This is a genomic window from Photobacterium toruni (assembly GCF_024529955.1).
Lineage (GTDB): Bacteria > Pseudomonadota > Gammaproteobacteria > Enterobacterales > Vibrionaceae > Photobacterium > Photobacterium toruni.
The window spans coordinates 534,358-549,136 of record NZ_AP024855.1 but is presented as its reverse complement, the minus strand read 5'-3'; the positions used below and the strand labels follow the sequence as shown (position 1 = coordinate 549,136).

Annotated in this window: 2 protein-coding genes; both read left to right on the top strand. The window is 38.7% G+C overall.

Annotation, left to right across the window (positions count from 1 at the left end):
* Positions 1–75: 75 nt before the first annotated feature.
* Positions 76–4,902 carry a right-handed parallel beta-helix repeat-containing protein gene (locus OC457_RS16735; protein WP_080174562.1) on the top strand — a complete coding sequence of 1,609 codons (4,827 nt, stop codon included), beginning with the start codon at positions 76–78 and terminating at the stop codon, positions 4,900–4,902.
* Between the two features lie 329 nt (positions 4,903–5,231).
* The gene (locus tag OC457_RS16730) at positions 5,232–14,702 is read left to right on the top strand and encodes a GEVED domain-containing protein (protein ID WP_262054087.1); all 9,471 of its coding nucleotides are present in this window, start codon (positions 5,232–5,234) and stop codon (positions 14,700–14,702) included.
* The last annotated feature ends 77 nt before the right edge of the window (positions 14,703–14,779 follow it).

Genomic DNA, 14,779 nt, shown 5'->3' with positions numbered 1-14,779 from the left:
CCTCAATAGACTTACATAAAGAGGGTGTGGCAGGTTATTTCTTGTCACTGCCTATATATGAGATAAGGACTATTTATGAACAGAACTCGATGTCGCTTATTTTGTTTTAAACGGTTTTTGGCTCTGTTGTTGGTCTTTTCTTTTTCTGTCGTTGCAGAGCAACCTTATGTTGTAAGTAATTCGGGTTTTTCTCAGGGGCAGTTTCAATCATGTGCGCCTCAAGGGCAATATGCTTGTTTTCGTGTTTTTGCTGGGCGTTACGGCGATAATTATATTGGTGGTACTTGTGCTATTCACAATGCATCATCGACGTATAATTTAGGCGATGTACAGGTTGCTTATGCCATTGTGAGAGAGTTAGCAGCGGATGATCATGCTGATTTTTGGTTTAATGGGCGTCAATTTCAAGTCGCAGGAGGAACAGGTGCAAGGCCTTGTGAATTAGGGCGTACAACGTACAGTTATCCCAATACCAATATAGGAGCGGTACCGAATCAGTTTACTATAAGTGCACGAATTTTAGTGAGTGGTATGGGGGAAGCATGGGGAACAATGGATATTTACTATATTCCCTATTTTGAAGATTTTGGTGATGCGCCGGATCCCTCAAATGGTACTGGATTAAATAATTATCGAACGAGACGTAGCGATAATGGACCCTCTCATCGTGCTATTCGAAATAGTTTTAATGTATATCTTGGCGATTCAATACCTGATGATGATGGTAATGGTTTGCAAAATGCAACAGCAACGGCTGATGATCTGAATGCGGGGAGCAGTTTTTACGGCATTGCCGCCGATGATGAAAATGGTGTAATTCTTCCCAGTATGAAGTTTTCTGATCCAGATTACACGGCAACAGCTAATGTGACCAATACCTCTGGCTCTAATGCTTACTTATATGCGTGGATTGATTTCGATAATAGCGGAACCTTTGATGTTGATGAGATGGTGACCAATGGTAGCGGAACGGGAGGAGCTATTGTTATTAATTCAGGCCTATCTAATAGTGCTCAAAGTCTATATTGGGGCTCGCTCACTGATCTCACCGCTAACGGCTATTATTTTTCCCGCATTCGTATTAGTTCATCACTCCTAACTACAACAGCAACCGGCAGTAATGAAGATAGCCGTTCTATGGGCTCTATTAATGCCGCGGGTGAAATTGAGGATTACCAAACTTGTGTCGGCTGTGTAGATGTTTTGGGTCATATATATGAGGATGTAAACGGCGACAGTGTGTTAACGGATAGTGTAGGTCTCAGCGGTATTCCTGTTTATCTTTATACTGATGATGGTGATGGGATTCCTAATGCTGCAGATGGTACGCCAACATATACCACGACAACCGATGCTAATGGTTATTACTATTTTCTTCAAATTCCAGGAGTGACTTATTTTGTCTCTCCTAATGCACCTTCATCGGGATCGATACTTTCAGAACAAACCTATACTCGAACGCTCAATGATACGGTTAATAATACTTATGTTGCTGGTTTTTGTGATGCTAATGGTGATGGAGTGGCAGATCTTAACCCTACCGCTGTTACTGGGAGTTGTTTTGGTGGCTGGGATGGCGATCAAGCAACAAATAATAGTAATGCTAATTTAGCGTTAAGGGAGCATATTTCTCGCATTGAATTTTCAGCGGATTCTGCTTCTGTTACCGCTGTAGATTTTGCATTTTCTTATAATGTCGTAACGAACACTAATAATAATGGGCAAGGATCTTTATCGCAATTTATCACTAATGCTAATGGCATTAGTGGCGCAAATAATATGCGGTTCGTACCTAGTGTGGTAGCGAATGATAGTGATCCCAGTAGTGATTGGTGGGTTGTTTCTCCAGCTACAACATTAGTAACGATTACGGGTGCCAATGGCGCTTCAACAACTATAGATGGTACCGCGTATAGCTTTAGTGATGGTATTACAGTTAGAGATACGAATGCTGGCAATGTAATGACAGCGCAAACGGTGGGTAGTAGCAATGGCTGTACGGCTGAATCAATGCCAGCGATTGAAAAACCTGAATTACAAATAGATATGCCAGTAACTGCTAGTCCTTATGCTGCCGAATTATTAATTATAAATGCTGACAATACGACAGTTCGAAATATTTCTTTTACTGGTGGATCGCTGGGGATAAATATTTATTCCGCAGGTATTACTGATACGTTAATAGAAAATAATATATTAGGTATCGATCCTGCTGGTAATGATGATTTAATTGGTGTTGATACCTGTGGTGCATCAATGGGTTGTGCAGGGATTGCGATTGCTCATCCAAGTAATAGTTCTTTAAATGGTGATACAGGTATTATTCGTAACAATGTAATTAAAACCGCTCATAATAATATTACTCTCAATAATTTAAATGGTCAGAATATAAGTCTATATTGGCAAATTATACATAATCATTTATTAGGCACAGTATCCTCTTCTGCTACTGCTTATAATAATCTATCTATTCGTTATGGTGTGCCTCGTTATTTGCAAGTCACTGGTAATATATTACGTAGTGCAACGGGAGATGCGATATATCAACGTAATACTTCAAATGTGGCCTTATTCCAGCAAGTTACTAGTAATGATATTCAAACGGCTGAAATTAATGGTATTCATATTCAAAGTGGTAACAGTTCACAGATCGAATGTAATCTTATTCATGATAATGGCGACTCTGGTGTATCCATTGACGGTAATACTAATGTTGATGGTTATTTGATTACTAAAAATAGTTTTGAAAATAATGAAAGTAATGCAGTGGACTTACATAATGGCGCAACAGGAGAGGGGGTTTCTCTCAATTCCACTTTATGTAATAACGATACAGGAACTGGGGCAAATAATAACTTAGCTCGGCCACAAATTAATCGAGCTTTTCTTGATGGTACTATTTTACGATTATTTGGTGATTATTGTGCAACGGGCGATTTTACTTTTGAAGTTTATAGCGCAAGTAGTGGAAACGGCGATTTAGGCTCTGATGGTTTAAATGCTGGTGAAGGGGTTTTATATCTTAATAGTGTTACTGCCGTGAGTGGTACTGATTTTGATCGAACCTTAACCGTTACTGGACTTACTGAAGGTGATTTTATTACTGCTTTAGCACAAAGAACTACAACTGGTGGGCTTGGTTTATTACAAGATAGTTCAGAGTTTAGTGCTAACGTTGAAATTGAAATTAATAATAAAGATTGGGGAGATGCTCCTGAATCTCTAGGGTATAACACGTTATATAGTAGTAATGGGCCAAGACATACCGTAACCAGTGATCCTATTTATCTTGGTAATATAGCACCGGACATAGAATTTGATGGTTTTGGTAATGGTATTGATAATAACGACAATGCAACTGATGATGAATCAACCAATATTGCTGACGAAGATGGTGTTAATGGCCCCGCTTACCTTAACGTGACCAATGCAAAAGTGACCTTAAATGTGGTTTGTAATGATCATAATGGCACTACTGATCTTGGTGGCATTGTTTACGCTTGGATGGATTTTAATAGTGATGGTGATTTTGTTGATAATGGCGAATTCGCAAAAGCTGGCTGTGATGATATGGATAATCTTAGTGATGGTAATACAACAATTTTATTTTCTGGAGTTCAAAATCCAGCTTCAATAAACACTAATATTTATACTCGATTACGAATCACTAATCAAAATTTAACAAGCAATGATTTTAATGGTGTGATTAGTAATGGTGAAATAGAAGATCATTATATTAAAGTCGAGTTATTATTTAGATTAAGTGGTTTTGTCTTTGAAGATAATGGGTTAGGTGCAGCTATTGCTCATGATGGTATTTTTGATAATAGTGAATCAGGGCTTGGTAATAAAACAGTTCGAGTGATATATAACGGTTCTGGCATTGGTAATTATGTTACTGGTGACATTATAACGAGTACCATAACTTCTGGTGATGGTAGCTATACCATTACTATTCCAGTTGAGCTCGCTGGTGAAGATCTTATTTTAGACGTTCTAAAAGAAGCAGCTTGGATTGATAGTAGTGAAGCTAATGTTACTGCAATGCCACAAGTGAATAATGTAAGCGTTACAGATAGTCAAATGAAAATAAATGCCGCAGCAGGAGATGATCTCGTTGGGCTGAATTTTGGTAAAGTTCGTGAACCGGTAATGGAGCCAGATAATTTTAGTTATATAGAGCCGGGTAAAGGGGTTTTACTTCAGCACAAATTCAAATCATACACACAAGGTATTATTGCGGTATCGACTATTAATGTTAATGAAGAGCCTAATACCAATAGTTGGAGTAAAGTTATATATAGAGATAATAATTGTAATGGTAAAATTGAAACAAATGAGAGACAAATTACGAATAATATTACTGTTTCAGAACAACAAGAAATTTGTTTATTAAGTAAAATATTTGTAAATATAGATGTACCTAATAACGCATTATATAAATATGATCTCATTGTTAATATGGTTTTAGATGATCATATCGGAACTGGACATAATATAACTCGACAACTTATTGATACTGATAATATTAAGACTTCATTTTTAAAAGCAGGAGAGTTGAAACTTACTAAAACAGTTAAAAATATCACACAAAACACGGCAGTTGCTGTAAGTAATGAAGCACAACCTGGTGATACTCTTGAATATAAAATTAAATTTGAAAATATTACGACAGGAACGATCAATGATATAAAGATAACTGACTCTATTCCTGAATATACTTTATTAAGTCAGCCAATAACGTGTGCAGATGGCAATATTCCTAATGGGCTATCTTGTTCTGTTATAACAAATAATGGAAGTAATTTGGCTGGTTTTAAAGGTGATTTTTATTGGGCTATATCAGATGGATTACGACCAGGTATGAGTGGGGAAGTCGTTTATTTTGTTGAAATAGAATAGATAAAATAATATTTTATCTTGTTGTTTTTGACTGTTTGGTTTTTAAATTGCGAAGAGTGAGGTTAAAACTAATACCAAAAAGCTAGCTGTTCTTCAATAAATTGAAGTCTTGATTACCATTACTTAATTCTTTCTTCTCGTGTTACTTTCTTGTTATACAAAAAATAGTCTAAAAATGAAAACCATTTTGAAATAATCATCATATGTTGCTTGTTTTATAATGATTTTTTTTTGGCATGAATGATGCTTTGTTATAGGCATGAGTTACAGAGGAAGTACATATGATAAATCGGTATTTATAAATAATATACAGGAAGTAAGGATATAGCATGTTTTATAAAAACGTAAAAAAAACAAGTCTAAATAGATTGTTGATTAGTGTTCTATTTATAACTTCAGTATTGTTTATTTATAAAAACATTTTTCATAAAAATGAAATAGAAAGAATTGTTTTAGTTGATGTTAACGTTAAAAATAAGGAATATTTTACTTTATCTGGTATAGAATATTTTGAAATAGATAGTCTTAAATTGATTAATGACAAATTAAAAGATAATAAATATGATGTGATTGATCTTGTTTCTCATGGCGAAAATGGTCAAATTATATTAGATGAAGAGATACTAACACTTGATAATATTGATAATCATAAGAAACAATTAAATTTTATTGGTGAGAAGTTATCTGCTTCTGGTCATATTAATATCTTGGGTTGTGATGTGGCAAAAAATGAGGATGGTAAAGCCTTAATTGATAAAATTGCAGAATATACAGGGGCATCTGTTGCCGCTTCAATTAATCCGACAGGAAATAAAATTAAAGGCGGTGATTGGGATTTAGAATATATTACACATCAAAAATCAAAACACTTATCCTCTCTTCCGACTATTTATGAAAATTACTCTGGCATTCTTTATGATCCGGCAACTTATGATCCATTAACTGTCGATACCGATCTTGATGGTGTTATGGATGCTGTTGATATTGATGATGATAATGATGGGATTTTAGATACAGAGGAAGGATTTAGTTGCGCTACTGTATTTAGTGAGTCATTTGAAGGTGCAAAAAGCGTTGCTTGGTTTGAAAGTGATCAAGGCAGTTTGAATAGTACGACAGGAGGTTCAGGATGGAATCAACTTGTGGGTACAGCAGATACATGGCAAGGCTCGTTTTCATTAAATGGTAGTGGTTATTGGCTTGGAGCTTTAAATGGCGTTCCCGCAACGTCAGATGGAGAGGTTTTCATGGCAATATATAATGGTTTTGTTGATGAATCAATTATTACGGAAGTCCCTGTATCTGAAGGTATTAATATTGGTGATAGTGTTGAAGTGAGCTTTATCCAAGTATTTGGTGGAGTTTTTGGCATAACCCCCATCAATACTCAAGCTCGTTTTCGTTGGACGATAGATGGAGTGCAATATTTATCTGATATATTAACTTATAATGGTAATAATTTAAAAGAATGGGAATCTGATTCATTTACATTTATTGCCACAACAACATCACCTAGTATTATATTAGATATCGTACCATTAGCTGCTACGGAAGGTAATTATTTAGCAATTGATGGGTTTGCTATAACAAATATAACTCAACCATGTATTAGTATAACGACAGATACTGATAATGATAGTATCCCTAATCATTTAGACTTAGATTCTGATGGCGATGGTATTCCTGATAATATCGAAGCGCAGACAACCACGAGTTATATTTCTCCTAATAATGATAATCTTGTAAATTACACAGCAAATAATGGTTTAAATACAGCTTATACTTCAACAAATGGGTTAACACCTGTTAATACAGATACAACAGATGAACCTGATTATTTAGATCTTGATTCAGATAATCAAGGTGGAAATGATACTGCCGAAGCGGGATTAACCTTATCTGGTACCGTAGGGACAAATGGCCTCGATAATAATTATGATAATGGCGATGATTTTGCAGATGTAAATGGTAGTTTTGATAATACCCAAGCTGATAATTTCCCTGATCTTGATGGGGATGTGAGCTCTGGAGGGGATGTAGATTGGCGGGATGCTTCAGTATTAGCTGATTATGGTGATGCTCCGGATGTTGGTGTTAGCGTGGGGGGAGGTGATTATCGGACTATCGCTAGTGATAACGGTCCATTCCATAGCGTAGTTTCAGGGGCAATTTTTATCGGTACGACTGCACCTGATGGTGAATTGGATGGAGCACAATCAACCAGTGCTGATGGCGATGACTTAGACGGAACTGATGACGAAGATTCTCTAGGCGTTACTCAACTCTATGAAACCAGTACAACTTTTTCTTATAACCAGTTAGTGAATAATTCATCAGGCTCTGATGCCTATTTATATGCATGGGTGGATTGGGACAATAGCGGTACGTTTGATAAAGATGAGTTTGTTGAAGGTGGTGTAAGTACAGGTGATCCAATCGTTATTCCGACTGGAAGTTCCAATGTTGGAACCTCTATGTTGTGGAGTACCTTACCTGCATTATCATCAATGGATGAATATTATTTACGTGTTCGAATCAGTGATCAAATTTTAACAGATAGTGCGACAGGAAGTGATGAAGATCCTCGTTCCTTTGGTAATGGTGGTGCGGGTGAAGTAGAAGATCAGATTTTAATCGCTGAAATTGAACCTACGCTTCCACAAGTTTATTGTGCGGTATCAAGTAATGCTGAAACGGGTGAGCAAATAACTCAGCTTGATGGTTATAACGATAACCCTGCTGATGGATTCTCGGGAACCAGTATTGTCGGTGACGAACTGTATTCGCAAGCAGGTAGCGGTCAACCATCGAAACGATTTGAATTGGAAATTTTAGCGCCTAACCAACAAATTACTTATCCAATTGGCATTGAGATAGAAATGCGACTCAGAAACCTAAATTCAGGGGATGGAGATGCACTATTTTGGATTACTGATCATACCAATATGAACGGAATATTGATCGGTGATAATGCGGTCTATTTAGGTGTAGATGCTCTTTGGAATGGATCTAATTCCACTGTTGCCAGTTATAGCCAATCACCTGTGACCGTGATGGGAAATTCTGCTGGTTTTATGACAACATCTTATAAACGTTATCGCTTAAAGATGTTTGTTCAAAGCGATAATAGCGTCACCATGCAAGCTATTACGATGAACGATGATGGTTCTATCATTGAAACATCGCCTGTTATTACTGGTGATCAAACCTTTGACCCGAATAATGGTATTTATTTTACGCATACTGGGCATAACAATGATCCCGCTTCTCAGCGACATATTTTTGGTGAAATAACTGTTGTTGCAACTAATGGATTAGCTTGTGACTATGGTGATGCACCTGATGCTAATGTGGGTACAACGCTAGGTGATTATAAAACCCGAGCTGCATCAAATGGACCATCTCACGCTATTGATGGCACAATTTATTTAGGAAGTACGGGTCCTGACAGTGAATCTGATGCCTTTGGTGATGGGACTGATACCAGCTTTGATGGTTCTGGTGATGATACGAAAGGGACAGTACCTGATGATGAAGATGCGATAGCGGGAACATTGAGTTTATCAGGCAGTGATTTAAGTTTTAATATTGCCTGTAATGATTTTAGTAGCGGCAGTGGTGATTTAGGCGCAACGGTTCATGCATGGGTTGATGCTAACAGTAATGGTGATTTTGAAGTTTCTGAATATACCTCAAGCACTTGTAATGATACATCAGCGACTGCAAATGGTACGGCATCACTCAGTTGGACGGGATTACAACGTGTCTCGGGTGACAGTTATATTCGTTTGAGAATTACTAATCACACCTTAACCGATGCTGATAACTTAGGCAGTGATGATCGCGCTTATGATTCGGTATCTAATGGTGAAGTAGAAGACCATCCAATTACGATTAATCCATTTATCTCTGGTTTTGTCTTTAATGATGATGGTAGTGGTGGCGGCACTATTACTAATGGTATACGTGATGGGACGGAAACGGGGCTAGGAGTTGCGGTTCCGATTATTGCTTATAATACGGCAACGACTGCTTGTTATGTGACGACATCAGATCCTACAACAGGCGCATATTTTATTGATTTACCGTCAGTTGGTACTTATAAAGTCTATGAAGCCGCAAATGAAATAGATTTGGTCTCTCCAACTTGTCCACCAATACCTGGTACACTAGATTCTGCGACCGGTACTTATATTAATGCCACTATCGGAGATCCAGCAACTTATGTATCAAGTTCAGCTAATATTGTCGAAGTTGTTGTTACCGCAGGATCTTCATCAACGGTCGATTTTGGCGATTTCGTTGTTAATTCGTTTGACACATGTTCGACATCAGCATATCTATCACAATCTGGCGAGTTAAATGCCGTAAACTTGGCTACTGGAGATGTTACGTTACTTGACCCTTCAGTGAGTCAAGGATCAACGCTGGGATATTCGATGCATTCTAATACATTAGCCGCAGTGCAAGGAACCAATACCCTAACAATTTTAGACAACGCTTATAATGTGTATTCATTACCAATATCAAATTCGACGATGCCAAGCCAAGCAAATAATGGTGATATTGATGATAATGGTATTCTGTATGCGCATAATGGCGGTAATTTCTATTTATTTGATACCAATCCAAACAGTGAAACCTATTTAACTCAAGTCGGAACCTTACCGACGACAAGTTTGAACTATGCTGACATCGCCTTTAATCCGCTCGATGGTCAGATATATGCCGTTTCGACTGCTAGTAATACGTTGTATCGTTTTGATCCTACAACAGGTACGAGAACCTCGTTAGGGGCACTTGCTGGTATTCCATCTGGACCATTTGGAGCGATGTATTTTGATGACCAAGGGTATTTTTATCTCTCAGAAAATCCAGTCCCTGGCCGCATTTATCGAGTTGATGTGTTAGATGGGTCAAAACCTGCGGGTAGTTATACTGCAACACTCTTTTCTCAAACAGGAAATGCTACTGTTGGCAATGATGGTGCCCGTTGCCGTTATGCACCGGTGCCATTAGATTGGGCTGACGCACCGACCTCAGATGGCTATTTCACTGAATTGGTAGAAGATGGACCTCGACATCAAACCGATATTGGTTTGCCATATTTAGGGGTAAATACTCCTGATAATGAGAATGATGGTCAGCCGACAGATGCTGCTGATGGTGATGATAATAATGGTTTGACGGCAGATGATGAAGATGGATTTATTCAACCGACAATAAATAATATTCTTGTTAGCGGTGATACGTTGTCGTTAACCGTCCCTGTTGTTACTTCTGGCAATGATACCTTATACGGCTGGATTGATTTTGATAGCAGCGGCACCTTTGATGCTGATGAAAGACAAACTATTAATGTTACTGCTTCTGGTAATGTGTTACTTAATTTTACGGTCCCTGTTGATGTACAAATTATAGATACCTATGTACGTTTACGGATTTGTTCTAGCGGTGAAGTTTGTGATACTCCAACAGGAAGTAGTGGTGATGGTGAAGTTGAGGATCATTTGATTTTACTTAAACCGTTAGGCGATCTTGCATTGATGCTTGCTCTCGATCCTGGTGTTAATGTTACGTTAGGTATTCCATTTAATGTCGTTGTTAGTGTTGAAAATATGGGAGCAACTATTGCTTATAACACTAAGGTGACGTTGCCTATACCAGTAGGATACAGCTTTGTTAAAGCTTATGCTGGTGATGGTGTTACAGAAATAACCACGTATGATCCATTAACGGGAGAATTAGATCTCGGTGCCATAGGGTTAGGGTTTGATGATTATGCGGTTATTCGTTTAGCACCTCAGTCACTTACGGCACCTGCCATTAATGCTGAAATTCTAGAAACTGGAATTACGGATACCGATTCTACTCCAAATAATGGTTTTGGTAATGGTGAAGATGATACCGATGTTGTCACACCTATTATTTCTAATGTCGTCCAACCGAATATCTGTGATGCACCTGTAGTTTTTGAAGGTGGAGATGCTTATCTAGCAGCGAATGGTGAATATATCGTCACGCCTAATACGACTAATCAACAAGGGTATTTATGGAGCTATGGGTATATCGATTTAAATCAACCCATGTATGCCGAACTGGCAGTGTATTTAGGTGATAGAACTTGTAATACTGGGTGTCCAAATGGCATTGAAAGTGGTGCTGATGGCATGACGTTTGTTCTATCTGCTGATTCACGAGATCTCAATGCTTTTGGTGCTTTTGGTGGTGGATTAGGGGTTGGTGATATTTTTGGTGCAACGCCTGTTTCACCATCGGTCGTGTTTGAGTTTGATACCTTTGATAATACGTATATTGGCGCGACAGATGATGCTGTGGGTGGGCAATATATAGACCATACAGCCGTTTATCTCAATGGTGATGTCTATACGCCTGACGCTGCTAATACCCTTATTCCTGCCACATCTGTTGCTGGAGGTGAGTTAGAAGATGGGCGTTATCATATTGCGCAATTTGAATGGGATCCTACAACCAATCAATTTACCTACTACATGGATGGCGTAATGGTGGGGCAGTTTACGCGTAATATTCGTAATGATATTGGTAATAACATGGTGCGGTTTGGTTTTACCGGCAGTACTGGTGATGGTTATAACCTTCAAAAAGGCTGTTTTACTAAAGCACCCAATGTGTTAGGGAGTGATTTAGGTGATGCACCTGATACGACGGTGAGTACTGGCACTAACAATTATACTACCACTTATGAAAATGATGGTGCTCAGCATGTACAGGCCGATAGTGATGATAATGGCTTGATCGATTTACGTATGGGTAATGAATGGGATGCTGATTTAGGTGATTTGCAGAATATTGGTGCGATAGCTGATGATAATAACAATTTTGATGATGAGGATGGTGTTTCAGTGGTGCTGTCGGCAACAAAAGGTGAGAATTTTGATATTGCAGTCAATGTTGTTGAAGATGCTGCGCGTACCAGTACAGGGCAACGGATATACGCCTGGCTTGATTTTAATTTAGATGGCGATTGGGATGATGCGGGTGAGCAAATTATTGCCGATACCAGTGCTGTAATAGGCAATAATAATTATAGTGTCTCGATCCCAGTGAGTGCTGTTGTTGGTTACAGTTATTTACGGGTTCGCTTATGCAGTGATGTTGGTTGTGATAGCCCCATTGGCTTAGCTAACGATGGTGAAGTCGAAGATTATCGCGTATTGATATCAGATCTGGTCGGAAATAATCAGTGTGATTTGATTGTACAAACACGTTTACCTGTTGCGGCAACAGACTATAGCTACAATTCATTGAATGTCACGGTCGATCCGATCACATTTACTGATATCGTTAATCCTATTGTTATTACAAATCAGATAAATATAGATAATATCAATGCGTTAGGGTTTAATCGAAGCAATGGCTTGATTTACGGTACCTTTACCGATATGTCACAAGCTGATCGGATTCATCATTTATTTGTAACGGATAAAACAGGCACCAGCTTTATTGATTTAGGTGACATTCGCGCTGAATCAGCAACAACCATTCGTCGCCTGCAAGATGGCGAAAGTTTTGATTTTTCAGCTGGTGATGCACTGCGTCATAGCGGATATAGCTCTACTTCTAAAGTGTTAAGTTCACCAACAGCGGGTGATGTCACCGCCGATGGTAATTACCTAATTGTATGGCGCACCTCTTGGGATTCATTGGTTAAGATTGATCTTAATACTCAGACATTTACGACGGTTCCGTTAGACATAGCAACCATGGGGGGATCGTATGGCGGTGGTTCAATAGATGTTGGTGCAGATTTGGCTATTAGTAGTCAGTCAGGGCTGGGCTATTTGGTTGATTTGATTGGCGATAATCTTTACACCGTGAATCTATCGACGGGGGCTGTTACAGCACAACCACTGACTTATTTTGGTGCAGAGCCAACCTTAGATACGAATGGCAAACTACAAGCGGGAGCCTTAGTTATTGATAACGCCATTAGTCTTTATGCAATGACAAATGGCGGTAATCATGATACCAACCAAGATGGTACCATCGATCTTAATGAGCGTGCGGTGGTTTATCGCATTAATGTAATGACGCAAGAGGTGGAGTACGTTACAGCATCAAATGAAGGTAGTTTGCAAGGTAATGACGGTGCAGGTTGTTATGATTCGACCGATTATGGTGATGCTGCGGTTAGTTATGGTTTAGTGAGCCATGGTTATTTAGATGCGGCATTAGATGGTACGGCAGATTTAGCCCTTGGCTCTCGTTGGGATCCTGAATTTACACAGTGGATCAGTGCCGATGCAACAGGGGATGATACCCATGGACAGGATGATGAAGATCTGAATATTCCTGCTCAAATTATTGTAGAAACCAGTACTACATTGCCGATTCAAGTGGTGGGTAATGGCTTTGTAAGCATTTGGGTTGATTTAAATAATGACGGTGATTTTGCTGATAGTAATGAATTGTTGATTAACGATCAGGCAGTTACGGCAGGTAATAATAATATAGCGATAACGTTAGATGCTGCCAGTGCCGAAGGCTTTAACGGTAATACCGTAATGCGAGTACGTTTATGTTCAGCTGCCAACAGTTGTAATACATTTGATGGTGCTGCCGTTGATGGTGAAGTCGAAGATCATTTATTTGAATTGCTCAATCGGATTGTTTTAAGTGGCGTGGTGTTTGAAGATAATGGTGTTAGTGGTGCAACGGCTGCGCATGATGGTATTCAAGAAGGCAGTGAAATTGGGTTAGGTAACTTTACCGTCACCGTTACCTTTAATGATACGGGGGTTACAGGGGTAACAACGGGGGAGGTGATCGCTACAGATATTACATCGGGTGATGGTAGCTATAAATTTATTCTTGGTGTTGATTTTTCAGGTAAAAACTTACTACTTGATGTCATTAAACAAGCGGATTGGATAGATATCAGTGAAGCTAATGTTACCGCTATTCCACAAGTGACCAGTACCAGCGTGATTGATAGCCAGATGACAGTAAATGCTAATGCGGGGGATGATATCAGTGGTCTTGATTTTGGTAAGGTACGTGAGCCAAGAATGGAGCCGGATAATTTCAGTGAAGTTGAGCCTGGTAAATCAGTGTTATTTCCACATAAATTTACCGCAGCGACTGCGGGTAGTGTGAACTTTTCCATTATTAATCCAGAAGCGGCTCCAGCTAATGATAGCTGGAATACTGTTCTTTATTTAGATAATGACTGTAATGGTGAAATCGATGGTGCAGATACACAAATAATTAATCCAGTTGCAGTGAATGGCAATACGGCGGTTTGTTTACTCAGTAAAGTGTTTGTGCCTGCGGATGCGCCATTGAATGCTCAATATCATTATGATATTGCTGCTGATATGATTTTTGCGGACAGTATAGGTACTGGACATGGTATTACGCGACAAGTGCTAGATAAAGACACCGTCAGAGCAACATTCCGTGGTGCTGGAGAGTTAAAGTTAGAGAAAACGGTACGTAATATTACTCAAGGAACGGCGGTAGGGATAAGTAATAATGGTCGCCCTGGAGATATATTAGAATACGTTATAACCTTTACTAACGTTGGAGATGGAGATTTAACGGAAGTGAGTATTTTTGATAGTACACCGAGTTATACTGAATTATCTCAAGCAATAGATTGTACCTCGGGTAGTGTACCAGCCTCGCTCACTTGTGCGCCCGTGACTGTAAATGGAATAAATGCAGTGGGGTATGAAGGTGAAGTGCGTTGGAATATGACTGGCTCTTTAGCTCCAGGTATTCAAGGATCTGTCATTTATTATATTGCGATTCAATAAAAGAAAGATATTGGTTTAGTTTTATTTTGCAATGTGATTTTAAATAATCATTCTTAATAATAAGTATATGGCAAAAG

Excerpts from the sequence above, each read along its gene's own strand:
- OC457_RS16730 (WP_262054087.1), top strand. The coding sequence starts at position 5,232 with ATGTTTTATAAAAACGTAAAAAAAACAAGTCTAAATAGATTGTTGATT.
- OC457_RS16735 (WP_080174562.1), top strand. The coding sequence starts at position 76 with ATGAACAGAACTCGATGTCGCTTATTTTGTTTTAAACGGTTTTTGGCT.